General features: G+C 68.1%; 29 protein-coding genes. 19 read left to right on the top strand and 10 right to left on the bottom strand.

Annotation, left to right across the window (positions count from 1 at the left end; genetic code table 11):
* The first annotated feature begins 27 nt into the window (after positions 1-27).
* Entirely contained in the window at positions 28-1,710 is a 1,683-nt protein-coding gene (gene ettA, locus AB0F43_RS05635) for an energy-dependent translational throttle protein EttA (protein WP_360471063.1), read from the top strand.
* A gap of 51 nt (positions 1,711-1,761) precedes the next feature.
* On the opposite strand, the gene AB0F43_RS05630 is transcribed toward ettA, so the two are convergent.
* A complete protein-coding gene (locus tag AB0F43_RS05630; RefSeq protein ID WP_360471062.1) occupies positions 1,762-2,646 on the bottom strand; it encodes an aminoglycoside phosphotransferase family protein in 885 nt (294 codons plus the stop codon).
* Positions 2,647-2,689: 43 nt separating this feature from the next.
* Complete coding sequence (locus AB0F43_RS05625) at positions 2,690-3,139, bottom strand: MarR family transcriptional regulator (RefSeq protein ID WP_360471059.1); 450 nt, start codon at positions 3,137-3,139, stop codon at positions 2,690-2,692.
* Between the two features lie 90 nt (positions 3,140-3,229).
* Between AB0F43_RS05625 and AB0F43_RS05620 the strand changes: the two genes are divergently transcribed.
* Positions 3,230-4,588: an NAD(P)/FAD-dependent oxidoreductase gene (locus AB0F43_RS05620; RefSeq protein ID WP_360471057.1), complete on the top strand. Its 1,359-nt coding sequence runs from the start codon at positions 3,230-3,232 to the stop codon at positions 4,586-4,588.
* Positions 4,589-4,591: 3 nt separating this feature from the next.
* On the opposite strand, the gene AB0F43_RS05615 is transcribed toward AB0F43_RS05620, so the two are convergent.
* Positions 4,592-5,050, bottom strand: coding sequence for a MarR family transcriptional regulator (locus AB0F43_RS05615; protein WP_360473030.1), 459 nt, complete (start codon positions 5,048-5,050; stop codon positions 4,592-4,594).
* A 139-nt stretch (positions 5,051-5,189) separates the two neighbouring features.
* Between AB0F43_RS05615 and AB0F43_RS05610 the strand changes: the two genes are divergently transcribed.
* Positions 5,190-5,765 carry a YceI family protein gene (locus AB0F43_RS05610; protein ID WP_360471055.1) on the top strand — a complete coding sequence of 192 codons (576 nt, stop codon included), beginning with the start codon at positions 5,190-5,192 and terminating at the stop codon, positions 5,763-5,765.
* A gap of 42 nt (positions 5,766-5,807) precedes the next feature.
* On the opposite strand, the gene AB0F43_RS05605 is transcribed toward AB0F43_RS05610, so the two are convergent.
* Positions 5,808-6,407 carry a TetR/AcrR family transcriptional regulator gene (locus tag AB0F43_RS05605; protein ID WP_360471052.1) on the bottom strand — a complete coding sequence of 200 codons (600 nt, stop codon included), beginning with the start codon at positions 6,405-6,407 and terminating at the stop codon, positions 5,808-5,810.
* 72 nt (positions 6,408-6,479) lie between these two features.
* Here AB0F43_RS05605 and AB0F43_RS05600 point away from each other — a divergent pair, with 72 nt between their 5' ends.
* Genes AB0F43_RS05600 through AB0F43_RS05590 form a run of 3 tightly spaced genes read left to right on the top strand, consistent with a single transcriptional unit; the run spans position 6,480 to position 9,612 of the window.
* Complete coding sequence (locus AB0F43_RS05600) at positions 6,480-7,625, top strand: acyl-CoA dehydrogenase family protein (protein WP_360471050.1); 1,146 nt, start codon at positions 6,480-6,482, stop codon at positions 7,623-7,625.
* 11 nt (positions 7,626-7,636) lie between these two features.
* Positions 7,637-8,857 carry an acetyl-CoA C-acetyltransferase gene (locus AB0F43_RS05595; protein ID WP_360471048.1) on the top strand — a complete coding sequence of 407 codons (1,221 nt, stop codon included), beginning with the start codon at positions 7,637-7,639 and terminating at the stop codon, positions 8,855-8,857.
* A complete protein-coding gene (locus AB0F43_RS05590; protein ID WP_360471045.1) occupies positions 8,857-9,612 on the top strand; it encodes an SDR family oxidoreductase in 756 nt (251 codons plus the stop codon). The genes AB0F43_RS05595 and AB0F43_RS05590 overlap by 1 nt, the downstream gene beginning before the upstream one ends.
* Positions 9,613-9,642: 30 nt before the next feature.
* Here the strand turns inward: AB0F43_RS05590 and AB0F43_RS05585 are convergent, their stop codons facing one another.
* Positions 9,643-10,209 carry a hypothetical protein gene (locus AB0F43_RS05585; RefSeq protein WP_360471043.1) on the bottom strand — a complete coding sequence of 189 codons (567 nt, stop codon included), beginning with the start codon at positions 10,207-10,209 and terminating at the stop codon, positions 9,643-9,645.
* A gap of 266 nt (positions 10,210-10,475) precedes the next feature.
* On the opposite strand from AB0F43_RS05585, the gene AB0F43_RS05580 reads away from it, so the two are divergent.
* Positions 10,476-11,384 carry a GNAT family N-acetyltransferase gene (locus tag AB0F43_RS05580; RefSeq protein ID WP_360471041.1) on the top strand — a complete coding sequence of 303 codons (909 nt, stop codon included), beginning with the start codon at positions 10,476-10,478 and terminating at the stop codon, positions 11,382-11,384.
* A 108-nt stretch (positions 11,385-11,492) separates the two neighbouring features.
* A complete protein-coding gene (locus AB0F43_RS05575) occupies positions 11,493-12,377 on the top strand; it encodes a GNAT family N-acetyltransferase (RefSeq protein ID WP_360471039.1) in 885 nt (294 codons plus the stop codon).
* Between the two features lie 57 nt (positions 12,378-12,434).
* Here AB0F43_RS05575 and AB0F43_RS05570 read toward each other — a convergent pair whose 3' ends face one another.
* Together AB0F43_RS05570 and fabG are read right to left on the bottom strand one after the other, a co-directional pair.
* The gene (locus AB0F43_RS05570) at positions 12,435-12,890 is read right to left on the bottom strand and encodes a MaoC family dehydratase (RefSeq protein WP_360471038.1); all 456 of its coding nucleotides are present in this window, start codon (positions 12,888-12,890) and stop codon (positions 12,435-12,437) included.
* 21 nt (positions 12,891-12,911) lie between these two features.
* Positions 12,912-13,667, bottom strand: a complete 756-nt coding sequence (fabG, locus tag AB0F43_RS05565; protein WP_360471035.1) for a 3-oxoacyl-ACP reductase FabG — start codon at positions 13,665-13,667, stop codon at positions 12,912-12,914.
* Positions 13,668-13,758: 91 nt separating this feature from the next.
* On the opposite strand from fabG, the gene AB0F43_RS05560 reads away from it, so the two are divergent.
* Genes AB0F43_RS05560 through AB0F43_RS05545 form a run of 4 tightly spaced genes read left to right on the top strand, consistent with a single transcriptional unit; the run spans position 13,759 to position 15,495 of the window.
* On the top strand, positions 13,759-14,184 hold the full coding sequence (locus tag AB0F43_RS05560) for a thioesterase family protein (protein ID WP_360471032.1): 426 nt from the start codon (positions 13,759-13,761) through the stop codon (positions 14,182-14,184).
* Positions 14,181-14,603 (top strand): acyl-CoA thioesterase, encoded by a 423-nt coding sequence (locus tag AB0F43_RS05555; protein WP_360471030.1) that lies wholly within the window; start codon positions 14,181-14,183, stop codon positions 14,601-14,603. Before AB0F43_RS05560 ends, AB0F43_RS05555 begins: the two co-directional genes overlap by 4 nt.
* Before the next feature lie 15 nt (positions 14,604-14,618).
* On the top strand, positions 14,619-15,038 hold the full coding sequence (locus AB0F43_RS05550) for a globin (RefSeq protein WP_360471027.1): 420 nt from the start codon (positions 14,619-14,621) through the stop codon (positions 15,036-15,038).
* A gap of 28 nt (positions 15,039-15,066) precedes the next feature.
* Complete coding sequence (locus AB0F43_RS05545; protein WP_360471024.1) at positions 15,067-15,495, top strand: OsmC family peroxiredoxin; 429 nt, start codon at positions 15,067-15,069, stop codon at positions 15,493-15,495.
* A gap of 92 nt (positions 15,496-15,587) precedes the next feature.
* Here AB0F43_RS05545 and AB0F43_RS05540 read toward each other — a convergent pair whose 3' ends face one another.
* On the bottom strand, positions 15,588-16,388 hold the full coding sequence (locus AB0F43_RS05540) for a mechanosensitive ion channel domain-containing protein (RefSeq protein WP_360473027.1): 801 nt from the start codon (positions 16,386-16,388) through the stop codon (positions 15,588-15,590).
* A 68-nt stretch (positions 16,389-16,456) separates the two neighbouring features.
* Between AB0F43_RS05540 and AB0F43_RS05535 the strand changes: the two genes are divergently transcribed.
* The 6 genes from AB0F43_RS05535 (at position 16,457) to AB0F43_RS05510 (ending at position 21,622) form a co-directional block, all read left to right on the top strand.
* Positions 16,457-17,455, top strand: coding sequence for a hypothetical protein (locus AB0F43_RS05535; RefSeq protein ID WP_360471021.1), 999 nt, complete (start codon positions 16,457-16,459; stop codon positions 17,453-17,455).
* A 47-nt stretch (positions 17,456-17,502) separates the two neighbouring features.
* On the top strand, positions 17,503-19,620 hold the full coding sequence (gene malQ, locus AB0F43_RS05530; RefSeq protein WP_360471018.1) for a 4-alpha-glucanotransferase: 2,118 nt from the start codon (positions 17,503-17,505) through the stop codon (positions 19,618-19,620).
* A gap of 173 nt (positions 19,621-19,793) precedes the next feature.
* On the top strand, positions 19,794-20,297 hold the full coding sequence (locus AB0F43_RS05525; RefSeq protein ID WP_360471015.1) for a hypothetical protein: 504 nt from the start codon (positions 19,794-19,796) through the stop codon (positions 20,295-20,297).
* Positions 20,298-20,365: 68 nt separating this feature from the next.
* Positions 20,366-20,647, top strand: coding sequence for a hypothetical protein (locus AB0F43_RS05520; protein ID WP_132207581.1), 282 nt, complete (start codon positions 20,366-20,368; stop codon positions 20,645-20,647).
* Complete coding sequence (locus AB0F43_RS05515; RefSeq protein WP_360471011.1) at positions 20,634-21,032, top strand: DUF5130 family protein; 399 nt, start codon at positions 20,634-20,636, stop codon at positions 21,030-21,032. The genes AB0F43_RS05520 and AB0F43_RS05515 overlap by 14 nt, the downstream gene beginning before the upstream one ends.
* Positions 21,029-21,622 (top strand): GNAT family protein, encoded by a 594-nt coding sequence (locus tag AB0F43_RS05510; protein WP_360471010.1) that lies wholly within the window; start codon positions 21,029-21,031, stop codon positions 21,620-21,622. The genes AB0F43_RS05515 and AB0F43_RS05510 overlap by 4 nt, the downstream gene beginning before the upstream one ends.
* Here AB0F43_RS05510 and AB0F43_RS05505 read toward each other — a convergent pair.
* Complete coding sequence (locus tag AB0F43_RS05505) at positions 21,592-22,170, bottom strand: hypothetical protein (protein WP_360471008.1); 579 nt, start codon at positions 22,168-22,170, stop codon at positions 21,592-21,594. The genes AB0F43_RS05510 and AB0F43_RS05505 overlap by 31 nt on opposite strands.
* Positions 22,171-22,584: 414 nt before the next feature.
* On the opposite strand from AB0F43_RS05505, the gene AB0F43_RS05500 reads away from it, so the two are divergent.
* Positions 22,585-23,724 (top strand): serine hydrolase domain-containing protein, encoded by a 1,140-nt coding sequence (locus AB0F43_RS05500; protein ID WP_360471005.1) that lies wholly within the window; start codon positions 22,585-22,587, stop codon positions 23,722-23,724.
* Here AB0F43_RS05500 and AB0F43_RS05495 read toward each other — a convergent pair.
* A complete protein-coding gene (locus AB0F43_RS05495; protein WP_360471002.1) occupies positions 23,721-24,251 on the bottom strand; it encodes a hypothetical protein in 531 nt (176 codons plus the stop codon). The two genes, AB0F43_RS05500 and AB0F43_RS05495, sit on opposite strands and share 4 nt — an antisense overlap.

Here is a 24,251-nt window from a genome sequence, read left to right as displayed (position 1 = left end):
CGGGTCCGAGCACATAGGCTCTGGGGTATGGCGGAATTCATCTACACCCTTCGCAACGTCCGGAAGGCACACGGCGACAAGGTCGTTCTCGACAACGTCACGCTGAACTTCCTGACCGGCGCGAAGATCGGCGTGGTCGGGCCGAACGGCACCGGTAAGTCCTCGCTGTTCAAGATCATGGCGGGGCTCGACCAGCCCTCCAACGGTGAGGCCCGGCTGGCCGAGGACGCGACGGTCGGGATCCTGCTGCAGGAGCCGCCGCTGACCGAGGGCAAGACGGTCCTGGAGAACGTCGAGGAAGGTGTCGGCGACACCAAGCAGAAGCTGGACCGCTTCAACGAGATCTCCGCCGAGCTGGCCGACCCCGACGCGGACTACGACTCGCTGCTCGCCGAGATGGGCGACCTGCAGACTGAGCTGGACCACCGCAATGCCTGGGACATCGACGCCCAGCTGGAGCAGGCGATGGACGCGCTGCGCTGCCCGCCGGCCGACGCGCTGGTCGACAACCTGTCCGGTGGTGAGCGTCGCCGGGTCGCGCTGTGCAAGCTGCTGCTGCAGCAGCCTGACCTGCTGCTGCTCGACGAGCCCACCAACCACCTGGACGCCGAGTCGGTGCAGTGGCTGGAGCAGCACCTGCAGAAGTACCCGGGTGCCGTGATGGCCATCACCCACGACCGGTACTTCCTGGACAACGTGGCCGAGTGGATCCTCGAGCTCGACCGCGGCCGGACCTACGGGTACGAGGGCAACTACTCCAAGTACCTGGAGACCAAGAGGGAGCGGCTGGTCGTCGAGGGCCGCAAGGACGCCAAGCGGCAGAAGATCCTGGAGCGCGAGCTCGAGTGGGTCCGCTCGAACGCGAAGGCCCGGCAGACCAAGAGCAAGTCCCGGCTGGCCCGGTACGAGGAGCTCGCCGCCGAGGCGGAGCGCTCCCGCAAGCTGGACGTCGACGAGATCAGCATCCCGCCGGGTCCGCGGCTCGGCAGCACGGTGCTGGAGGTCTCCAAGCTGGAGAAGGGGTTCGGCGACCGCAAGCTGATCGACGGCCTGAGCTTCTCGCTGCCGCGCGCCGGCATCATCGGCGTGGTCGGCCCGAACGGTGTCGGCAAGTCGACGATGTTCCGGATGATCGTCGGCGAAGAGACGCCGGATGCCGGCTCGCTGAAGCTCGGTGACACGGTCCGGGTCTCGTACGTCGACCAGTCGCGCGGCGGCCTGGACCCGAAGAAGACGGTCTGGGAGCAGGTCTCCGACGGCCTCGACCACATCAAGGTCGCCAACTTCGAGATGCCGAGCCGGGCGTACGTCGCCTCGTTCGGCTTCAAGGGCCCGGACCAGCAGAAGCCGACCGGCGTACTGTCCGGCGGTGAGCGGAACCGGCTGAACCTGGCGCTGACGCTGAAGATGGGCGGCAACCTGCTGCTGCTCGACGAGCCGACCAACGACCTTGACGTGGAGACCCTGCAGTCGCTGGAGGACGCGCTGCTGGAGTTCCCGGGGTGTGCGGTGGTCGTGTCCCACGACCGGTGGTTCCTGGACCGGGTCGCGACGCACATCCTGGCGTGGGAGGGCACCGAGCAGGAGCCGGCCAAGTGGTTCTGGTTCGAGGGCAACTTCGCGTCGTACGAGGCGAACAAGGTCGAGCGCCTCGGCCCGGAGGCCGCTCGTCCGCACCGGGTGACCTACCGGAAGCTCACTCGGGACTGATCAGGAGAAGCTCCAGCGCCCACCTTGCCTGCTGCGAGGTGGGCGCTGTCGTCAGCGCTGGGCTTGGTGGTCCTCGAGGACTTCGGTGATCACGTGGTGGCTGGTCTCTGACGAGTTGTAGGTGATGAGGGCTTTCCAGAGGGCCCAGGCTCGGGCGCGGGCCCAGGTCCCGGAGTCCTGCTGGACGGCGTCTCGGAAGACCGAACGGGACGGGCCGGAGAAGAAGGTGTAGGCGATGACCAAGTCGCAGGCAGGGTCGCCGACACCTGAGGTCCCGAAGTCGATCACAGCGGACAGGCGGCCGTCTTGGACGAGCAGGTTGCCGCTGGCGATGTCGCCGTGGAACCACACCGGCGGTCGGTCCCACGAGGTGGCCAACGCGGCCTCCCAGACCTCGCGGGCGAGGTCGGTGTCGATGCGCCCCTTGAGTACGGCGAGCGCCTCGAGCGTCTCGTCGTGGTAGTACTCGGGCGGCGCACCGCGGTAGAAGCTGTGCGCACCGGCTTCTGGCCCCCCGGTCGCGTCGCAGCTTTGCAGGGCAAGGATGAACTCGGCGATCGAGCGGGCGAAGCCGGAAAGGTCCGGGACCGTCTCGTATGAAGCGGTCTCGCCGTCGATCCAGCGGCGGATCGCCCAGTGGTACGGGTACCCCTGACCCGGCGACCCCTTCGCCACCGCCTCAGGGATCGCCACGGGCAACGCCGGAGCCAGGAGCGGCAGCCACTCGTGTTCCTTGTGTACGGCGGCAGCGTAGCTCTCGGCCGTGGGCAGGCGTGCTGTCAGTTCCGGGCCCAGGCGGTACGTCCGGTTGTCCCAGCCGTCGACCTTGACCGGGGTCACCGGCAGGTCGGCCCACTGCGGGAACTGCTCCGCGATCAGTCGCCGTACCAACGCAGCATCGATGCCTGCCCGGCCGTCTTGACGAAAGTCTGTCACGACCCGAAAGTCTTCAAGCTGTGGTCGAGCCGCGCCAAAGCATTTAGCTCTCCGCTACACCTTGGCCGGAGACGGAATCCGCAAGGAACTCGGAGATGGTGCGGAGGTCGGCCTCGGTGCGCGCCGCCAGAACGGCCTGCAGATGCTCGGCCTGCGCGGCGTACAGCGGGACCAGCTTCTCCTGGATTGCCTCCGGCACGGGCGTGACCACCACCTTGCGGCGATCACCTGGATCCGGCCGGCGAGTGACGAAACCGTGTGATTCCAGCCGGTCGATGACGCCGGTGACCGTACCCGAGGTGAGGCCGGTGTGCTCGGCGAGCTGCCGCGGTGTCAGCGGGCCATAGGTCTGCAGGAGCGTCATGAACTGGGAGTCGCTGGCGCCCAGGCCCACCTTGGCGGAGACCGCGTGGTTGAACAGGACGACATCCGCGATCAGCCGGAGCATCCGCTGCTGGATCTCGGCGGCGAGCTCTTCTCTGGAACCGGTCATGGCTGCCTCAGCATAGGGCTTGAATTTCTCTCGGATCGCCAAGATACTCGGATTACCAAGATACTTGAAGAGCCGAGATGAGGAGCTGGAATGAAGGTGCTGGTGATCGGTGGTGGGACAGGTGGGCTCGCGCTGGCGCACGGGCTGAAGCGCGCCGGGATCGAGGTGACCGTGTTCGAGCGAGACGCCCTGCGTACGGACGGTCTGCACGGCTACCGGGTCGGCATCGATCCAGATGGCAGTCGAGCACTGCATGCCCTGCTGCCGCGGGATCTGTACGACACGTTCGTGGCGACCAGGGCCCGCGATCCGAAGTACTTCAACATGCTTACCGAGGACCTCAAGGAGGTCCTCTCGCTCGACCTGCCGCCGGCGACCGATCCGGTGGAGAGTGAGAAGTCGATCAGCCGGATGACGCTACGGCAGGTGCTACTGACCGGCCTGGACGACGTGGTCGAGTTCGGCAAGGAGTTCACCCGCTTCGAGCAGTACGGCGATCGCGTCACGGCGTACTTCGCGGACGGGACGCATGCGACCGGTGACCTGCTGGTGGCGGCCGACGGGGCGCGTTCACGCGTACGACGTCAGTACCTGCCGCACGCGGAGACCGAGGAGACCGGGATCGTCGCGATCGCGGGGAAGCTGCCGATCACCGCGGAGAGCGCGAGCCTTGTGCCGCCGAAGGTGTTCGAGGGTATCTCGATGGTGAACGCCCCGCGCGGGCTGGCCTGCATCCTGCATGTGATGGAGTTCCAGTGGGATCGCGACGGGAACGTGAAGAGCGGCATCGGAGGCAACACCGAGGAACTGATCCGCCGCTGGCCGGGGCTGCAGTTCGACAACACCCGCGACTACATCAACTGGGGTCTGTCGGCGACCGCGGACAAGCTGCCGGCCGACGTGATGGAGTTGCGTGGCGACGAGCTGGTCGAGGTGGCGCTGCGGCTCACAAGGGGGTGGCATCCGAATCTGCGCCGGCTGTTCGAGCTGACTGATCCCGGCACGTGCTTCCCGGTGAACATCTGGACCTCGGTGCCACTGGAGCCCTGGGAGACGACCAAGGTGACGCTGCTCGGCGACGCCATCCACACGATGACGCCAGGGCGCGGGGTGGGCGCGAACACCGCGCTGCGGGACGCGGTCAACCTCTGCCGGCAGTTGATCGCCGTACGGGATGGCCGGGAGGAGTTGATCCCGGCCGTCCGTGCGTACGAGGCGAGGATGATCGAGTACGGCTTCGACGCGGTGATCAAGTCGCGAGCGCAGATGACGGCGGACGATCCCGTCCACAAGCCGGTGGTTGGGCGGCTGGCGCTGGCCGGTCTGCGTACGGCGATGCGCGCGGTCAATCACCTGCCCCCGGTCAAACGCCGGATGCGTGACTCGATGCTTGCCTATCGCGGCGCCGACCGGGCCGAGTTGTCCCTCGAGATCACGCCCGTGAGCTGAAGGTCAGCGCTGGCCGATGTGCTCCGAGACTGTGTCGAAGACGCGGCCTACGGCGGCGAAGTCCTCCGGGGTGGCCAGGTCGACGAGGTTCTCGCGGACACCTTCGACATGCGTCGGGGCGGCCTGCTCGAGGAGGGCGAAGCCGGCGTCGGTGAGCTCGGCCCAGACGCCACGCTTGTCGCTGGTGCACGACGTACGGCGGACCAGTTCGGCGGCCTCCAGGCGGCCCACGGTGTGGGTCAGCCGGGAGCGGCTCTGGTGCAGCCGGTCGGCCAGGTCGGCCATCCGGAGCCGGCGGTCGGGGGCTTCGGAGAGCCGGACCAGGATCTCGTAGTCGTTGATACCGATGCCGAACTGACGCAGATCGTCGTCCAGCTTGGCCATCAGGCGCGCGGTGCCCAGCAGGTACGCGCGCCACGCCACCTGCTGCTCGGCGTTGAGCCACCGGGTCTCAGTCGTCATCGTCACGGGATCAGTGTACCGGGAATGTAGTTGACATTTAAACCGTTCCTCTCTAGTGTCGTAGTCAAGAGATTGAGTATTGAACTTCTTGAGGCTGCGTCGCCCCCCGACCAGTACGACCCCCCACAGAAGAGGAACCATGAGCGAGACCACCACCACCGGCACGACCCCGACCAGCAGCATCCCCGGCCTGGTCGCCGGTACCTACGCGATCGACCCCGCGCACAGCGAGATCGGCTTCACCGTCCGGCACCTGATGACCAAGGTCCGCGGCACCTTCAAGGAGTACGCCGGCGAGATCGTCGTCAAGGACTCGCTGGAGGAGTCGGCCGCCAACGTCTCCGTCGAGCTCGCCTCCGTCGACACGCGCAGCGAGCAGCGCGACGGCCACCTGCGCTCCGGCGACTTCTTCGACGCCGAGAACAGCCCGAAGATGACCTTCGTCAGCACCGCCCTGACCCCGAACGGCGACGACTACACCCTCGCCGGTGAGCTGACCATCAAGGACGTGACCAAGCCGATCGAGCTCGCGGTCGAGTTCCTCGGTGTGGACCAGAACGCCTACGGCCAGACCATCATCGGCTTCGAGGCGTCGGCGCAGCTCAGCCGCAAGGAGTGGGGCATCGACTTCAACGTGCCGCTCGAGGGCGGCAAGCTGCTGATCGGTGACAAGGTGGACATCCACCTGGACGTCCAGGCTGCCCTCCAGGCCTGACGCACCCCGAAAGGACCCCGCACCAGCTGGTGCGGGGTCCTTCTATGCCTGGACCATGCGCAGGGCGAGATCGGCGTACAGCTTGCCCAGGGCTTCCGGCTCGCCGCGGTGTGGTGTGTACCACCGGGCGACGTCGATGGCGAGTGAGAGCACGGCGAGAGTGGTGCCGGGAAGGTCGGTCACGGCGAAGTCCCCCGCCTCCACGCCGTCCGCGAGGACCTGCTCGATCTGGGCCGAGATCGCTCGGCGGATCACGGCCACCTCGGCAAGGTGTTCCGGGGTCAGCGCGGCCAACTCGTACTGCACGACTCGGGCGATGGTGTGGTGCTGGCCGTGCCAGGCGGTGAAGGCGGACACCATGGAGCGCAACCGGTCGGCCGGTGTCGGGCCGCTGTCCGCCTCCCGCAGAACGTCGAGCGCCGCGCGGTGGCCGTACAGGCTGATCTCGAAGAGCAGGCGCTCCTTCGACGGGTAGTGCACGTAGAGCGCGGCCGGGCTCATCCCCGCGCGCGAGGCGATATCGCGAGTGGTGGTGGCCTGAAACCCCCGCTCGGCGAACGCGTCGATGGCGCCGGTGAGCAGCCGGCGCGCGGCGGCCGGCTGGACATGCTCCCAGACGAGCGGGCTGGTGACTGCGGACACGTTGACACCCTGCCCCAGATTGGCGAAGCTAAGCAAGCGCTTAGCCATTTGTTTGACATCCTCGGAGGGCCCATGGAACGCGTCATCTTCAACGAGGACCACCACGCCTTCCGGGCCAGCGCGAAGGAGTACTGCGACCGCTCCCTGGTGCCGCGGATGGAGCAGTTCCTGGAGGAGAAGACGATCGACCGGTCGGCCTGGCTGGAGGCCGGCAAGCAGGGGTTCCTCGGCCTGGACGTGCCGGAGGAGTACGGCGGTTCCAGCGTCGGCGACTACCGGTTCAACGCCGTGTTCGCCGAGGAGGTCTCCAAGGTGTCCGCGTCGCTGTCGAGCTGCTTCGGCATCCACTACGACTGCGCGGCGCCGTACCTGGTGGATCTGGGCACCGAGGAGCAGAAGCAGCGCTGGTTGCCGAAGTTCTGCGCCGGTGAGTACATCGCCGCGATCGGGATGACCGAGCCGTCCGGCGGCTCCGACCTGGCCGCGCTGAAGACGTCGGCGAGGAAGGTCGACGGCGGCTGGGTGGTGAACGGGTCGAAGACCTTCATCACCAACGGCGACATGGCCGACCTCGTCATCACCGCCGCCCGGACCGATCCGGCCAAGGGTGCGAAGGGCATCAGCCTGTTCGTGATCGAGGACGGGATGGACGGGTTCGCCCGCGGCCGCAAGCTGGACAAGGTCGGCCAGACCGAGTCCGGTACGTCGGAACTCTTCTTCTCCGACGTGTTCGTCCCGGACGACAACGTGCTCGGCGAGGTGGACCGGGGCTTCATCCACATGATGGAGCGACTGGCCCAGGAGCGGGTCGGTGCGGCGGTGTCGAATATCGCCCAGGCGACCCAGATCCTGGACGAGACGATCGAGTACGTGAAGCAGCGCAAGGCGTTCGGCCAGGCGGTCGGCTCGTTCCAGTACAACAAGTTCGTGATCGCCGAGCTCGTCACCAAGGCCGAGGTCACCCAGGCGTACGTCGACAACGCGATCGTCGCGCACGACGAGGACCGGCTGTCCGCGGTGGACGCGGCGAAGGTGAAGTGGTGGAGCGCCCAGGTGCAGAACGAGATCCTGGACGCGTGTGTCCAGCTGCACGGCGGCTACGGCTACATGAACGAGTACCGGGTGGCGCGGGCCTGGCGGGACGCCCGGGTGACGAAGATCTGGGCCGGTAGCAACGAAATCATGAAAGAGCTGATCGGCCGCGATCTCGGCCTCTGAAAGGACTTGCAATGCCTGAAGCAGTCATCGTGTCCACCGCGCGTTCGCCGATCGGCCGCGCGTACAAGGGGTCGCTGAAGGACATCCGGCCGGACGACCTCGCCGTACAGATGATCAAGGCCGCGGTCGACAAGGTCGGCCTGACCGGTGAGCAGATCGAGGATCTGGCGGTCGGGTGTGCGGAGCCGCACGACGAGCACGGCGGCAACATGGCTCGCCGGATCGCGGTGCAGCTGGGCTGGGACAACACGCCCGCGACCACGGTCAACCGGTTCTGCGCGTCGTCGACGCAGACCGCGCGGATGGCCTTCCACGCGATCAAGGCCGGCGAGGGCGACATCTTCGTCAGCGCCGGCGTCGAGTGCGTGTCGCGGTACAAGAACTTCGGCTCGGCCGGAGTCGGCGACCCGAGCTCGTTCAACGAGGTGTTCGCCGACGCGGTGCAGCGGACCGAGAAGTACGCCGAGACCAACGAGACCTGGCACGATCCGCGCCAGGACGGGCTGATCCCGGACATCTACATCTCGATGGGTCAGACCGCGGAGAACGTGGCGACGCTGAAGGGCATCAGCCGCGCCGACCAGGACGTGTTCGGCGTCCGCTCGCAGAACCTGGCCGAGAAGGCGATCAACAACGGCTTCTTCGAGCGTGAGATCGTGCCGGTGACGCTGCCGGACGGGACCGTGGTCAGCAAGGACGACGGGCCGCGGGCCGGGACCACGCTGGAGAAGGTCAGTGAGCTGAAGCCGGTCTTCCGGGAGAACGGCACGGTCACGGCCGGCAACTGCTGCCCGCTGAACGACGGCGCCGCGGCGGTCGTGATCATGAGCGACACCAAGGCCCGCGAGCTCGGCCTGACCCCGCTGGCGCGAATCGTGTCGACCGGTGTCAGCGGCCTGTCGCCGGAGATCATGGGCCTGGGTCCGATCGAGGCGTCGAAGCAGGCGCTGGCCCGGGCCGGGATGAGCATCAACGACATCGACCTGGTCGAGATCAACGAGGCCTTCGCGGTCCAGGTGATCGGGTCGGCGCGTGAGCTCGGCATCGACGAGGACAAGCTGAACGTGCACGGCGGTGCGATCGCGCTCGGCCACCCGTTCGGCTCGACCGGCGCACGGATCATGACGACGCTGGTGAACGGGCTGCAGTTCGAGGACAAGCAGTTCGGCCTGGAGACGATGTGCGTCGGCGGTGGCCAGGGTATGGCGGTCATTCTCGAGCGTCTCAGCTGATGTCGTTGGAGGGCCGTACGGCGATCATCACCGGTGCGTCCCGGGGGATCGGGCTGGCGATCGCGCAGCGCCTGGTGGCCGACGGCGCTCGTGTCGTCATCACCGGCCGCACGCAGGAGACGCTCGACCAGGCGGTCGAGTCCCTCGGCGGCCGGGACCATGCGTTCGCCGTCGCGGGGAAGGCGGCCGACCCCGAGCACCGCGCGAGAGTGGTGGCCGCGGCGGTGGCGACGTACGGATCGGTGGACCTGCTGGTGAACAACACCGGCATCAACCCGATCTACGGCAAGTTGCTCGATGTCGACCACGCGGTCGCGGCCAAGATGGTCGACACCAATGTGCTGGCCACGATCGCCTGGGTGAAGGCCTGCCGGGACGCGTGGATGCGCGCCCACGGCGGTGCGGTGGTCAACCTGTCCTCGGTGGCGGGCCTGGCGCCGTCTCCGGGGATCGGCTGGTACGGCGCGACCAAGGCGATGCTGTCCCGGGTCACGGCCGAACTGGCGGTCGAGCTGGCGCCGGAGATCCGGGTCAACGCAGTGGCTCCGGCGGTGGTGAAGACCAAGTTCGCCGGAGCCCTCTACGAAGGCCGTGAGGACAAGGTCGCCTCGACGTACCCGCTGAAGCGGCTGGGTACGCCGGAGGACGTCGCCTCGCTGGTGTGGTTCCTGCTGTCGGACGAGGCGTCGTGGATCACCGGCCAGACCATCACCATCGACGGCGGGCTCACTCTCAACGGCGGGATCGTCGGCTGAGACCGACGGCCTTGCGACCGCGGTGAGGATCTACGGCTGAGCCGGCCGCGTGGCGACGAAGCGCTGGCGGACGATGACGGTGCCGTCGGCGTCTTCGTCCTCGTTGCGCCAATGGAAGCCGGTTTCGCTGATGTCGGTGAAGATCCAGCGGGTTTTGGCGGCGAGCGGTTCGCGAGCGTCCAGGGTGATCGAGTTCTCGCCGGGGTGACCGATGAACGTCATCACGAACGCGTGCTTGGGGCCCATCCAGGTGGAGCGGAAGGCCTGCAGCTCCGGGTCGTGGATGCGGACCGTGAGACCCCACTCGCCGTCGCCGTCGGTGGGGCGGGCGGCCCGGCTCGGCGTGATCCAGATGTCGGCGACGGCGCGCCCGTCGAGGGCCCACGCGAAGTGCCACTCGCCCTTGGTCTGCCGGGTGACGTTGCCGTCGTCGTCGTACCAACTGACGTCGAGATCCCAGCTGCCGATCAACGGCGCGAACGGCCGGAACGCCTCGACGAACTCGGGCCGCGGCCCGTCGGACACCATCAAACCGGCCAGCACCCCGGCAGCCGCCGCCCATCCGTAACCTGCATAGCGGTTATTTACTCCTGACACCCGGAGGGTCTGTCAAGAGCATCCCTCGCTTCGCTCGGGGCGCGGGGATGGCCTGCGGAGCGCCCGCCGCCGGTGACCACGTCGTGTCCCAGCACGATGGCACTTCCGGCGGTCGGGGCGATCAGTCCGACAGCACCGGGCCACTCTAGTGCCAGTCCGGCACACGACAGAATCACGGTGAGCGCGCACCTGTTGCGATCGCGTTGCTGTTCGTCCCAGGCCGTTAATCCGTGGCGGTTGGCCTGCGTGCTGGTTAGGGTCCGGGCATGGTGAATCCGGTGGTGATCCGGCCGGCCGTGGGCGACGACGCGGATGGCGTGACGGCGGTACGGCGTGCGGTCTACGAGTACAAGGTGATGTCACCGGCAGCCACCCGCCACCTGATCACCGTGTCGGCGCCGGAGGAGCGTTTCCTCGCTCTCGTTGCGGAATCGGGCGGCGAAGTGGTCGCCATGGGCACCGCCGCGCTGAACATCTGGACCAGCGAGCCGGGCCAGAGCAACGTGTCGATCTACGTGCACCCGGATCATCGCAAGCAAGGCATCGGGAACGCATTGGCGGAACGGTTGCATCAGCACCTCGAAGAGGTCGGCGCCGTCCGGACCCGAGCGTTCGTACACCCCGACGGCCTGGAGTTCGCCCGGAACCGCGGGTACGACGGAACACGCCAGCTGCATTTCTCGGGTCTCGATCCACGTGTACTGCCCGATCAGCCCCCGACTCCGGACGGGATCGAGCTGGTTGCGATGGATCAGCTGGATCCGCGGCAGGCGTACGCCGCCGACTCGATCGCCTCGCTGGACGAGCCGGGCGACTCGCCGCTCGACGCGATCGCCTACGACGACTGGCTCGAGGAGATCTGGAACAGTCCGGCCCTGGACAAATCGCTCAGCATCGCCGCCGTCGCCGGTGACGAGGTCGCCTGCTTCACCGCGGTCGAGACCGACCGCGAGCGCGCCTGGTCGGGGATGACCGGGACCATCCCGGCGTACCGGGGCCGTGGGCTGGCGAAGCTGGTGAAGTCGGTCGCGTTGCGTCGCTGCGCCGAGGCCGGGATCACCGCCGCCTACACGTCGAACGACGACGAGAACGGTCCGATGCTTGCCATCAACAACTGGCTCGGCTATCGCCGCGTGCTGACCGAGCTGGGCCTGCTGCGTCCGCTGACCTCGTAGGTGATCGGCGCGTTAAGAAACGCGCTGAGACAGAGCTGTAATCGGTTTCGGACTCGGTAGGCACCGAGGACGGGTTATGTTCCGTGGAACTTCGCCGAAGGAGTTCGCATGGAGATCAGGCGTGCTGAGCCGGGGGATGTCGACGGTGCGATCGCCTTGCACGACGCGCATGCGCCGTACCTGGTGGTCACGCCTTCGGCGCTGAGAAACGGGCTGTCGGCCGTCCGCGTTCCGGGCCGTGGCACGTTCGCCGCGGTGGATGCGGGCGAGGTGGTCGGCTGGGCGTCCACCGGGCTGATCGCCGGATCGGAGCCGCTGGACGGGCAGCTGCGGGTGCTGGTCCGCCCGGACCATCGCGGCCGTGGGATCGGGACGAAGTTGCTAGCGGCAACGCACGATGAGCTGCGGTCGGGCGGGGCGACGAGTGCACGGGTGTTCGCGGACCCTTCGGCCGTCGAGTGGGCCGCTCGCTGGGGGTACAAGCAGACCCGGCTGGTGCACTACGCCGGCATCGATCCGCGCAAGGCGCCGGACCTCCCGAGCGTGCCGTCCGGCGTCGAGCTGGTGCCGCTGAACGAGGTCGACCCGCGCAGCCTGTACGAGGCGGACCTGGTCGCCCAGCGGACCAAGCCGGGCGACGCCAGGATCACCACGCGGCCGTACGACGACTGGCTCGACGGCGTGTGGAAGTCGCCGGCGATGGTGCTGGATCTCAGCATGGCGGCGGTGTACGAGGACCAGGTGATCGCCTTCACGCTCGGCCACGGCGATCACACCAAGATCTGGTCGCAGATGACGGCGACGATGCCGGACTACCGCGGTCGCGGCCTGGCCAAGCTGGTCAAGTGCGCCGCCCTGCACCGGGCCGCCGACGCGGGTGTCCAGGCCGCCTACACCGCCAACTACGACGGCAACGCCCCGATGATCGCGGTCAACGAATGGCTCGGCTACTACCGCGTCACCACCCACGCGGTCCTCATCTGCCCGCTCTGAAGCCCTCACGTCCGAAGAAGTGCGTCCACGTCTCGCCGGTTCTTCGGACGTCAGCGATCAGGGGACGAGGAGTACGACGGTTTCGGCGACGCAGGCGGGTTTGGTCGAGTTCTCCAGCTCGATGACCCAGTTCAGCGAGACCTGGACGCCGGCCGGGGTTTCGGCCGAGTTCGAGATCGAGGCGCTTGCCCGGACACGGGAGCCGACCGGGACCGGGGCCGGGAAGCGGACCTTGTTCACGCCGTAGTTGAGCTTGGCGGTCACCCCGTTGACCGAGAACAGCTCGTCACCGAATCGCGCGATCAGGCTCAGGGTGAGATACCCGTGCGCGATCGTGCCGCCGTACGGGCCCTTCTTCGCGCGGTCGACGTCGACGTGGATCCACTGGTGGTCACCGGTCGCGTCGGCGAACGTGTTCACCTGCTCCTGGGTGATCTCCAGCCACTCGGTCTCGCCCAGCTGGGTGCCGACCGCGTGCACGACCTCGTCGATTCCGGTGAAGGACTGCGCCATTGATCCGCCCTCAGTCCTGTTCTAGTTCCGGGGTCCGCCGGCGACGTACAGGACCTGTCCGGAGACGAAACCGGCCTCCTCGCTGCAGAAGTACGACGCGGCCGCGGCGATGTCCTCGGGTTTGCCGGTCCGGTTCACCGGGATGGTCGCGGCCGTCGCCTTCTTGAACTCCTCGAAGTCGACGCCGACCCGGGCCGCGGTGGCCGCGGTCATGTCGGTCTCGATGAATCCGGGCGCGATCGCGTTCGCGGTGACGCCGAACTTGCCGAGCTCGATCGCCAGCGTCTTCGCCAGGCCCTGCAGACCGGCCTTCGCGGAGGCGTAGTTCGCCTGGCCGCGGTTGCCCAGCGCCGACGTCGAGGACAGGAACACGATGCGGCCGTACCCGGCCTCGACCATGTGCGCCTGGCAGGCGCGGGACATCAGGAAGCTGCCCTTCAGGTGCACCGACATGACCGTGTCCCAGTCGTCCTCGGACATCTTGAACAGCAGGTTGTCGCGCAGGACGCCGGCGTTGTTCACCAGGATCGTCGGCGCGCCCAGCTCGGCCACCACCCGCTCCACCGCGGCGGTCACCTGGTCGGACTTGCTGACGTCGCAGCCGACCGCGATCGCCCGGCCGCCCGCCTCGGTGATCGCCTTCACGGTGGCCTCGCAGGCGCCTTCGTCGAGGTCGAGGACCGCGACCGCGTTCCCGTCCGCGGCGAGCCGCTGTGCCACCGCCGCGCCGATTCCCCGGGCCGCCCCGGTCACAATCGCCACCCGCTGGTCAGTCATCCCTGCTCCTTCAGTCCATGGCTCCCTTGCCGGGGATGACATTACCCACGCTCAGTCACGCCGGAAGTACCCAGGATGCGATGATCGCCGTGTGGATCATCACAACCGCCACGTCTACCACTGTCCGCTGCGGTGGGGTGACCAGGACGCTCTCGGCCACGTCAACAACGGCCGGTACGTCGACTATCTACAGGATGCCCGGGTCGACTTCCTGTTCCGGACCGCGAAGGAACTCGGCGCCGACGACCTGGAGACCGGCCTGCTGGTGGCCCGGCACGAGGTGCAGTACCGCGCGCCGCTGCGCTTCCGGCCGGAACCGGTCCGGATCGAGCTGTGGATCAGCGAGATCAGGGCCGCCTCGTTCACCGTCGACTACGAGATCCTGGACGCCGAGCCGGAGCGGAAGACGTACGTCGAGGCACGCACCCGGCTGGTCCCGTTCGACTTCGCCGCCAACCGCCTGCGCCGGATCAGCCCGGTCGAGCGCGAGGCCCTGTCGAAACTGGTGGGCTCATGAGATTCACGCATCCGGTCCTGGTCCGCTGGTCTGACATCGACTCCTATGACCATGTCAACAACGTCCGGTACTTCGACTACCTGCAGGAAGCCCGGATCGCGTTCCTGTCCGAGATCATCGGCGCGACCGGCGGCGACTTCTTCACCGATCACCCGTGTGTCCTGGTCAGCCAGACCGTCGACTATCTGCGGCCCATCCTGCTCAGGCATCCGCCGTACGACGTCGACGTCTGGGTCGAGTCCGTCGGTACGACGTCGTACACGCTCGGCTCCCGGATCGTCGACCGCAGCGGGGAGAGTGAGGACGTGTACGCGAAGGCGGTCTCGGTGATCGTCACCGTGGACGGCGAGACCCATGCCAAGCGACCGCTCGCGACCAGTGAACGGGACGCCCTGCTCAAGCACGTTGTGACGACTTGAGACACTGGGACAGTTATGACTGAGCAACCGAGCTTCTACGACGTCGTCGGCGGGGCCGAGACGTTCCACCGGCTGGTGGCGGCCTTCTACCGCGGCGTCGCCGCCGACCCCGAGCTGCGCCCGATGTACCCGGAGGAGGACCTCGGCCCGGCCGAGGAGCGCTTCCGGATGTTCCTGGAGCAGTACTGGGGCGGTCCGCGGACGTACTCCGACCAGCGCGGGCACCCCCGGCTGCGGATGCGGCACGCCCCGTTCGCCGTCACCCCGAGCGCCCGGGACCGCTGGCTCGGCCACATGCGTGCCGCGCTGGACGAGATCGCACTGCCACCGGATCGGGACCAGGAGATCTGGACCTACATGGTGATGGCGGCGCACAGCATGGTGAACACCGACGAACCGCAGTACCCGGGCGCGATCGACGTGTCCGGCCGCTGAAGTCTTTTTCGAAGGAGATAACACGAGCATGGCCGCAACCCGTACCGCCAAGGCCCACTGGGAAGGTTCGCTGCTGGAGGGGGCCGGTCAGGTCAGCCTCGAGTCGTCCGCCCTCGGCACGTTCGACGTCACCTGGGCCGCCCGGACCGAGCCCGAGGCCAGCGGCAGGACCAGCCCGGAGGAGCTGCTCGGCGCCGCCCACTCGGCGTGCTTCTCGATGGCGCTCTCGCACGCGCTGGCGCAGGCCGGCAACCCGCCGGCGGCGCTCGACACCCAGGCGGATGTCACCTTCCAGCCGGGTGAGGGCATCACCGGCATCAAGCTGTCCGTGGTCGGAAACGTGCCCGGCCTGACCGCCGACCAGTTCGCCGAGTTCGCCGAGGGCGCGAAGAAGAACTGCCCGGTCTCCCAGGCGCTCGCGGCACCGATCACCCTCGAGGTCAGCTTCACGGCCTGACAGCTACTTACCCGCCGCCCGCGCAACCGCGTTGCGCGGGCGGCGTGGTGTTTGAGGGGCCCGACGAGTCGAGCCGGTGGGCCGGGGGCGGCTCACCTTGCAGGTCGTCGAGGGCTCTGCGGCTGAGCGGCTGTACTTGGAGCTCGGCTTCCGTTCGGGGTTCCGGTCGCCGCACTTTCGTCGTCCGGAGTAGCCTCCTCGGCCTTCTCCATGGCGCTGCCGACACCAGAGGGTGCGGTGCTGTCCGGGTCGCGGGTGGTGAGGTTGCCGATCCGCAGCACCTCGCCGTTGCGGACGTACCAGGTGGTGCCGTCCTCACCGCGCAGGGTGGTGATCCGCAGGCCGACCGCGACGACCACGCCGGTCGCCTTCTCCATGTCGATCAGGTCGCCGACGCCGTACTGGTCCTCGAAGATCATGAAGACGCCGGCCAGGAAGTCCTTCACCAGCGTCTGCGCGCCGAAGCCCAGGGCGACGCCGATGATGCTCGCCGACGCGACGACCGGCATGATGTTGAAGCCGAGCTCGGCCAGCACCATCACCACCGTGACAGCGCTCAGCACGATCGTCACGGCGCTGCACAGCAGCGAGGCGATCGTCTCGGCCCGCTGGGTCCGGCGCTCGTTGGCCAAGGTGCTCTCGACGAACCCCTGGCCGATCTTCGACTTCGCCAGTACGCCGGCGACGGCGCCGTTCCCGGTGCGGCGGGCGAACCGGCGGATCACCTTGTGCAGCGCCCAGCGCAGCACGAAGAAACCGATGATCAGCCCGGCGATCCGGGCCGGGACCATGACGATCTGGTCGGTCACCTCCAGCTGGCCGTCATTGCCGTACCGGAAGAAGGTCGGGAAGGCTCCGGGCAATGAAAACAGGGGGTGACTGAACAAGGACACAAGGTAGCTGGTCAGAATAGGCATCTCGCCGCCCGATCTTAGTGATCCTGACAAGGGAGACGCGACGCATGCCCAGCCGGCTGGATGACGAGCTGTCCAGGCTCGTGAGCGCGGGCGTGCTGCGCCAGTACCAGGCCGATGCGCTGCGGGACGCGGCAGACGCCGAGGTCGCGGCGGCCCTGGCCGCCCCGGGCCGGTCCCGCCCGCAGCCACCGGCCGCGCCGCCCGCCGGGAAGCCCAAGGAGCCGCCGACGGCGACGCATCGGAATGCGTTGGTCGAGGTGCTCGGTTACATTGGCGGAGCGTTACTCCTCGGGGCGGTCGCGCTGCTCACGGTGGCGAACTGGGGCGAGATGGGCCGCGCCGCCCGCGTGAGCACGGGTACGAGCGCCGCCGCGATCCTGCTCGGCGCCGCGGCGGTCCTCGGTGTCCTGCGCCGGCGCGAGCAGCTCAGTTCGGCACTGGCCTCCCTCGGGTGCTGCGTGGCCGGCTTCGCCACGTACGTCGCCATCGAAGGCGAGACCGGCCGCATCGTCGGGGTGGCGGTAGCGCTCACCCTGGCCGGTGCCGGACTGTGGTGGCTGGCCGGCTCTTCGTTGCTGGTGGCAACATTTGGGATCCTGGCCGTCGGTGTGCTGGTGATCACGGCAGATGTCCTGACTCCGGACACCGGGGGCTCGACCAACAGTGCTGGGATCGCCGGGACCGGGTTCATCCTGGTCGCGTTCGTGATGGCGATACTCGGCCTGGTCCGGGATCAGGTGACCGCGTGGTCGCTGGCCGGCGCCGCGATGTTCAGTTCGTCGATCTGCTGGCTGATCCAGGAGCGCGGCGAGATCATGGCCCTCGCCGTCGGCACCGCCGGCCCGGCCGCTCTCCTGGTCGCCTACGGTCGACGGCAGGCGTCGGCGTACGCCGTGGTCGGCTGCGCGATCCTGCTTGTCATCTGGCCGACGGCGCTCTACCAGCTCACCGACAACGTCGGCGGCGTCGCGATCGGCCTGGTGGTCGCGAGTGCAGTCCTGCTGGTCGCCGTACTGCTGCTGAGCCGCCGCCGTTCCGATTAGGGGCGTGTCTTGGGCGTTCGGGCTGGTGATGCGGCAGACTCGCTGGGGTGACTGCTCCTACTCCCGCCCTTGTCGAGCTAGCGGTTGCCCATGGCGTGGCGACGGAGTACTGGAACTGGCAGGGCGAGCACGTGATCGTCGCCAGCGAGGTGGTGTCCGCCGTACTCGCGGCACTTGGCGTGGACGCGTCGACGCCGGAGAAGGCGGCCATGGCGCTGGAGGAGCACCGGCAGGCGCGCTGGCGTCGTACGCTGCCGGCCACTCTGGTGATGCGGGAGGGCTGGACGCCCTGGTTCGTCGTACACCTGCCACATGGGTCCCCAGTCGAGGTGTGGGTGGACCTGGAGGACGGCGGGCATCGGCGGGACATCACGCAGCAGGACCGCTGGGTGGAGCCGGAGTGGATCGACGGCATCCAGGTCGGTGAGGCGACCTTCCAACTGCCGGGCGACCTGCCGATCGGGTACCACCGGTTGTGCGCGCGGGTCGGCGGTAACCCGGAGATCGCGGTCAGCACGCTGATCGTCACCCCGCGCAAGCTGGAGCCGGAGAAGCTGCACCGCACCTGGGGCTGGGTGCTGCAGCTGTACTCCGTCCGCTCCCGCCGGTCCTGGGGCATCGGCGACCTGCACGACCTCGCAGACCTGGCTGCCTGGTCCGCGACCGACCTGAGCGCCGGCTTCGTCCTGGTGAACCCACTGCACGCCGCGGAGACTTCCGGGCGGATGGAGCCCTCGCCGTACCTCCCAGCCTCGCGGCGCTTCGGCAACCCGATCTACCTCCGCATCGAGGACATCGACGAGTACGGCGACCTCGCACCGGCCGAGCGGGATCGCGTCCGGGCCCTGAGCCTGCAGACCCGGGCGCTGAGCGAGGACTCGACTGCACTGGACCGTGACACCGTGTGGGCGGCCAAGCGGGAGGCGCTGCAGCTGCTGTTCGGCGTCCGGCCGTCGATCGGCCGGATCGCGGAGTACGGCGCGTACTGCGACCGGGAGAGCCAAGGACTGATCGACTTCGCCACCTGGGCCGCGATCGCCGACGTCCACGGGCCGGAGTGGAGCAAGTGGCCGGAGGAGTTGCAGGACCCGGGCTCTCCGGTTGTTGTCGCCTTCCGCAATGAGAACCCGGATGCGGTGGAGTTCCACTGCTGGCTGCAGTGGCAGCTGGACGACCAGCTGGCCCGTACCCAGGCCCGGGCCAAGGCGGCCGGCATGTCGCTAGGCGTCGTACATGACCTGGCTGTCGGCGTACACCCGGATGGTGCGGACGCGTGGGCGCTGCAGAACGTGCTGGCAGCCGGCATCCACGTCGGTGCTCCGCCGGACGCGTTCAACCAGCAGGGTCAGGACTGGTCGCAGCCGCCGTGGCGCCCGAACGCGCTGGCCGAGACCGGGTACGCCGCCTGGCGTGATCTGGTCCGGGCGGTGATGCGGCACGGTGGTGGGCTGCGGATCGACCACATCCTCGGCATGTTCCGGCTCTGGTGGGTGACATCGCCGGAGCGGCCGACCGAGGGCACCTACGTGCGGTACGACCACGAGGCCCTGGTGGGCATCCTCGTACTGGAGGCCACACGGGCCGGTGTGAGCATCGTGGGGGAGGACCTCGGCACGGTCGAGCCATGGGTGCGCGACTACCTGACCGAGCGCGGCATCCTCGGTACGTCGGTGCTGTGGTTCGAGCGGGACGCCGCCGGGAAGCCACTGGCGCCTGAGCGCTGGCGTGAGCTGTGCCTGGCCACCGTCACCACCCACGACCTGCCTCCGACCGCCGGCTACCTGGCCGGAGACCACGTCGAGCTGCGCCACCGGCTTGGTCTGCTGACCCGGCCCGTCGCCGAGGAACTCGAGGTGGACGAAGCCGAGCGGGACTCGTGGCTCAACGCCCTGCGCGAACGGCACCTGCTCAGCGACACCGACGGCGACGTCGAACGCATCGTCGAGGCCTTGCATCGGTACGTCGCTCACACGCCGGCGAAGCTGGTCGGCGTGTCACTGACAGATGCGGTCGGGGAACGCCGTACGCAGAACCAGCCGGGCACCACGGACGAGTACCCGAACTGGCGGGTGCCGCTCGGTGGACCGGACGGCTCGCCGGTGCTGATCGAGGATCTGCCGAACAACCAACGGCTGCGCAGATTGATCGGCGCCCTCAACATTTAGTCACCGCATAGTGTCGAAGGCCCGAAGGGTTTCCCGGCCGCGGGTCCCGCCGATGGCAAGCCTTCTACCAGTGTTCGGATGTTCGTTTCTGATTCAACCTGAAGTTTCGTCAATAACTTTCTTGGGAAGTGCACTCCTTGAAATAGCCGCCCCATATTTCAAGGAGTGTCCCCATGAAGACTGTGCTCCGCCGCGTCCTCGTCCCGGTCGTCGCCGTACTCGCCGGCCTGCTGCCCGGTGTGGTCGCCGTCGACCAGGCCGCCGCGGTCACCAAGATGACGCACTCGCAGGCGACCGCGATCTTCCGGGCCGCCGGGATCACCTGGTCGTCCAGCGGCAACTGCTCCGACTGGAACAACCCGACCTGTACGTCGTTCACCAACATCAACGACACCACCGTGTACGGCGTACGCACGCTGAAGCAGGCGAGTGGGTGCGCCATCAACCTGACCGGTGGCACGGAGGTCGGCCACGCCAGCGGCACCTACAGCCACCGCAACGGTTACAAGGTCGACTTCTCGCTCTACACCTGTGTCGGCAACTACATCCGTAACACGTTCACGCGGATCGCCGACCGCGGTGACGGTGCGGCCCAGTGGCGGAGCGCGGCCGGCAACATCTACGCGCTCGAGAGCAACCACTGGGATGTGACGTACTACAACTGTGGAGGCTGCTGAGCTCCGGAGGAGCAGGTTGCTGACAGGGCGTGAGTAGGTACGGGATGCCGGGGGATTAGGCTCTGGGTGTGATCACTGAAGTTTCCGGCCACACCCTGCTGGTGTTCGTCGGCATCCCCGCACTGGTCATCGCGGTGGTGGCGCTCCTGGTCTTCGCGCCGTCGATCGCGAACGGACCGCGGTACCGACCGGGCTTGTCCTGGTGGGCGCCGCCGGTCTGGATCAACGGGCCGACCGCCACCAAACCCGACCCCGCCAACCTGCCCGAGCTGCCTGGCGCACCGGGGACCACTGCGAGCGCCGGTGCAGGCGTCGCCCGTTCGACCGGAGGCGCAAGTGCCAGCTGGTGACGCATTCACCCCCGACCAGCTCTACGACATCGAGAAGGCGGTCCGGCACGCCGAGGAGGTCTCCGGCCTGCACTTCTCCGTGTACGTCGGCGGCGCGGACTCCGAGACGCGTCCATTCGCGCTGGAGCTGCTGAACGAGCTGGACGACCCGGACCGCAGCGTCCTGGTGTACGTCGATCCGGCCGGACGCCGGCTGGAGATCGTCACCGGAGCGATCGCGAAGCGGCAGCTCAGCGACACCTCGGCCGGCCTGGCCGCGTTGGCCATGCAGACGTCGTTCGCCACCGGGGACCTGACCGGCGGTCTGGTCACCGGCGTACAGCAGTTGGGTCAGCACGCGCACCAGGCTCCGCTCCTGCACGCGAACGAGCCGCACAAGCAGTGAGCCCGCTGCAGCCGCACCGCATCGAGCTGGACGACGTGGTGTTGCGTCCGTTCAAGTGGACGGACGAGTCGGCCGTGGCGGAAGCGCTCAAGGATCCCGGCGTCCTCCGGTGGACCGCGGGAATGGCGGTGATCCGCACACCCGCGGACCAACGGGCGAAACGCTGGCTCGAGTCGCGGATCGACGGCTGGGCCCGCGGCCACGCTGTCTTCGCGATCGCGGACGCAGCCAGCGACTACGTGCTGGGTGCCATGGCGGTCCGCGACGTCAACCGCGTGCCGGACCAGGCGGTCGTCGCGTACTGGGTGAGCCCGGCCGCACGCGGCCGCAGACTCGCCGCTCGGGCACTGGACGCGGCAGCACGATGGGCCTTCGCCACGGACGGGCTCGGCCTGCACAGGCTGTCGCTCGACCACGCCCTCGTCAACGAGGGCTCATGCCGGGTCGCGACCCGGGCCGGCTTCCAGTTGGAAGGCGTCATGCGCGACTACTACGTCGAGACCACCGGGCAGCGGCACCACTCGCACCTGCACGCCCGGCTGGCTACCGACCTGGTCGATCAGCTGGCGGGCGCGCCGGCTGGTTCGTAGGTGGGGCAGGCGGGGCTGCTGTAAGCGCGTTGAGTCGCCGGTGCGGAGCACAGGTTCAGCATCTGTGCCGACGACGTACCCGGGCCGAGGTAGACGATCCACGTGTCCGTCACCGGCTCCAACGAGCTGTTGGCGATCCCGGGGTACTGCCCGTTGACCAGCATCGCCTTGGCCGGGACGCCGGCGTTGATCAGCTTGACCGCCGTGGCCTTGGCGAGGGGCTCGGCGTCCAGGCCGCCGTCGGTCCCGTACTTCTCCATCACGACGATCCACTGGCCGCGCTTGAACACCGGCGACGTGGGTCCGGTGTTCGGGGTGGCACTCGTCTTGAGCTTGGGGGCCGCGGAGGAGGCCGGCGGCTTGCGATCGGCCTTGGCCGTGTGGACCGATGGCGACGGATCCGAACTCTGCGTCGGCACGTTGGGCGCCGCCGCGGCGGAGCCGCCGTCGGCTGCCGCGCCGACCCCGAGATCACCGTCGGTGGGCGGCGTCGACGATCCCCTGGTCAGGATGAAGGCGAACACGGCGACCATCGCGGCGGCTGCCACGATCGCCGCGCCGACCGCACTGTGCGATCGCTGTGGCCTACGCGCGTGTCCCCGCGGGGACTCACTGCGTCGGGAAGGGCTCTTCTGTTGTCGCCGGGCGGCTCGGGCGGGCGGCCTCCGGTGATCCACTCGTGTCACGGCAAGGGTCCCTCCCCAGAATTCCCCTGTGGCGGATATTTGCGTGCAGCTTAGACCGAACAGCTACATAAATGAGTAGTGCTCACGTGATGAGAATCTCCTTGTGGACAAGGGATCGCGGGCTGCGGTCACCTCCTCACTATCCGCAGAAGAACGATCGTTTGATGTTCACGGGTAGCGTTCGCGCTACCACTGTCCGGGTTTGCGGGCGATGGTGGGAAATCCCCGGCGCTGAAACCTCCAGGCAAGTGCTTGACCTACTGGAGGAGTTCGGACATGAGATTCAAGCCACTGATCCTGACCGTCGCGGTCACGCTCGCGGCATCCGTCGTACCCGCGAGTGCTGTGGCCGGGCGGCTGGGACTGCAAGATGATGCCGACGCGATCCGGGCTGTCGGCGTTACCGGCGTCATTGCTCGGGAGACGTCAGCGCACGGGTCGCGCACTGTGGTCAGTGGAGTGGCCGAGCTGGACGGTCAGCAGCCGCCGCGACCAGACGGCAGGTTCCGCATCGGCAGCACCAACAAGACGCTGGTGGCGACCGTCGTACTCCAACTGGTCGCCGAGAAGCGGATCGGGCTGGATGATTCGGTCGAGAAGTGGCTGCCAGGTCTCGTGCAGGGCAACGGCTACGACGGCCGGCGTATCACCGTCAGGCACTTGCTCCAGCACACCGCAGGCATCTACGACGGCTACTTCCCGAACATCCAGAGCGCGCAGGAGTACTACGAACGCCGGTACCTCCCCCACACCGAGGAAGAGATCGTCCGGGCCGGGTTGAGTCACGCCCCGGACTTCCAGCCGGGGGAGGGCTGGAGCTACTCCAACACCGGCTACGACCTCGTCGGCCTGGTCATCAAAGCCGTCACCGGCCGAACCTGGTACGACGAAGTCGACCGGCGGATCGTCCGTCCGCTCAAGCTGCACCAAACGTACTTCCCCGGGACGAACCCACGGATCGCCGGACCGCACGCGCACGGCTACACGCGCTTCACCAGTGGGAAGTACACCGACACGACCAAGCTGACCGACGCGGACGCGTCCGGCGGCTACATCTCGACGGTGCGGGACCTGGACGTCTTCGTCCGCGCGCTGTTCGGCGGGCGCTTGCTGAAGCCGGCGCAGTTGCAGGAGATGATGCGGACGGTCGCGGTCGACGAGAGCGTCGAGCAGATGTGGCCGGGCGCTCGTTACGGACTGGGCGTCTTCTCCAGAGATCTGTCCTGCGGTGGCACGGTGTGGATCCCGAGCGGTGACCAGATCGGTTACAAGACGCGACTCGGGTCCACCGAGGACGGCGGGCACAGCGTCGTCCTCTCCATGTCGACCCAGCTGAACGACTCGATGGAGGCCGCACTCAGCCAGGAGAGCGCCGCGAGAAAGCTGGTCGACAACGCGATCTGCGACGCGGCCTAGGTGCCGGACGGGATGGCGCCCCGTCTCGGTTGTGGACGGGTGTCGAGGGCGTCGTCGAGCCAGGCGTCCACGTCGACACCGTTGCCGAGGATGTGTGTCACGTACGCCGCTCGCTCGTGGCTGAGCACCTCGAGCTCCCACACGCAGGGGGCCGCGCCGATCGGGGCAGGCCGGAGATCGTCGACGTCCATCCCGCTGAAGATGCTCAGCCGGGACTGGAAGTCCTTCGCCCAGCTCTGCACGACCAGGTAGACCCCGTCGTCGCCGAGGTGCAGTACTACGACAGCCAGCCCGACCGACCCCATCGCGTCGTCGAACTCCAGTTGCCGGGTCGCGGTGGCGCGCGCGGAGTCGACCATCTGGTCGTCCCACTGCCGTCCGCGCGCCGTGACGACGTACGGCTTCACCAGGCGGTGCGGGTCGCGCCAGGGCATCAGGGGAGTGACAGGGCGAGGGCGGTACGCCTCGGCGAGTCCGGTCAGCGCAACAGCTGCCGCACCAGCCAGGGCGGGGTCAGAAGCGGGCAC

Source organism: Kribbella sp. NPDC023972, assembly GCF_040639075.1.
Classification (GTDB): domain Bacteria; phylum Actinomycetota; class Actinomycetes; order Propionibacteriales; family Kribbellaceae; genus Kribbella.
Note: the sequence above shows the minus strand (reverse complement) of the source record. Positions and strands in the feature narration are given on the sequence as shown.

What these genes read in the sequence shown, in the direction of transcription:
- ettA (WP_360471063.1), top strand. Translation starts at nt 28, where the DNA reads ATGGCGGAATTCATCTACACCCTTCGCAACGTCCGGAAGGCACACGGC.
- AB0F43_RS05625 (WP_360471059.1), bottom strand. Translation starts at nt 3,139, where the DNA reads ATGACCGGTTCCAGAGAAGAGCTCGCCGCCGAGATCCAGCAGCGGATG.
- AB0F43_RS05620 (WP_360471057.1), top strand. Translation starts at nt 3,230, where the DNA reads ATGAAGGTGCTGGTGATCGGTGGTGGGACAGGTGGGCTCGCGCTGGCG.
- AB0F43_RS05615 (WP_360473030.1), bottom strand. Translation starts at nt 5,050, where the DNA reads ATGACGACTGAGACCCGGTGGCTCAACGCCGAGCAGCAGGTGGCGTGG.
- AB0F43_RS05610 (WP_360471055.1), top strand. Translation starts at nt 5,190, where the DNA reads ATGAGCGAGACCACCACCACCGGCACGACCCCGACCAGCAGCATCCCC.
- AB0F43_RS05600 (WP_360471050.1), top strand. Translation starts at nt 6,480, where the DNA reads ATGGAACGCGTCATCTTCAACGAGGACCACCACGCCTTCCGGGCCAGC.
- AB0F43_RS05595 (WP_360471048.1), top strand. Translation starts at nt 7,637, where the DNA reads ATGCCTGAAGCAGTCATCGTGTCCACCGCGCGTTCGCCGATCGGCCGC.
- AB0F43_RS05590 (WP_360471045.1), top strand. Translation starts at nt 8,857, where the DNA reads ATGTCGTTGGAGGGCCGTACGGCGATCATCACCGGTGCGTCCCGGGGG.
- AB0F43_RS05580 (WP_360471041.1), top strand. Translation starts at nt 10,476, where the DNA reads ATGGTGAATCCGGTGGTGATCCGGCCGGCCGTGGGCGACGACGCGGAT.
- AB0F43_RS05575 (WP_360471039.1), top strand. Translation starts at nt 11,493, where the DNA reads ATGGAGATCAGGCGTGCTGAGCCGGGGGATGTCGACGGTGCGATCGCC.
- AB0F43_RS05570 (WP_360471038.1), bottom strand. Translation starts at nt 12,890, where the DNA reads ATGGCGCAGTCCTTCACCGGAATCGACGAGGTCGTGCACGCGGTCGGC.
- fabG (WP_360471035.1), bottom strand. Translation starts at nt 13,667, where the DNA reads ATGACTGACCAGCGGGTGGCGATTGTGACCGGGGCGGCCCGGGGAATC.
- AB0F43_RS05555 (WP_360471030.1), top strand. Translation starts at nt 14,181, where the DNA reads ATGAGATTCACGCATCCGGTCCTGGTCCGCTGGTCTGACATCGACTCC.
- AB0F43_RS05550 (WP_360471027.1), top strand. Translation starts at nt 14,619, where the DNA reads ATGACTGAGCAACCGAGCTTCTACGACGTCGTCGGCGGGGCCGAGACG.
- AB0F43_RS05545 (WP_360471024.1), top strand. Translation starts at nt 15,067, where the DNA reads ATGGCCGCAACCCGTACCGCCAAGGCCCACTGGGAAGGTTCGCTGCTG.
- AB0F43_RS05535 (WP_360471021.1), top strand. Translation starts at nt 16,457, where the DNA reads ATGCCCAGCCGGCTGGATGACGAGCTGTCCAGGCTCGTGAGCGCGGGC.
- AB0F43_RS05525 (WP_360471015.1), top strand. Translation starts at nt 19,794, where the DNA reads ATGAAGACTGTGCTCCGCCGCGTCCTCGTCCCGGTCGTCGCCGTACTC.
- AB0F43_RS05500 (WP_360471005.1), top strand. Translation starts at nt 22,585, where the DNA reads ATGAGATTCAAGCCACTGATCCTGACCGTCGCGGTCACGCTCGCGGCA.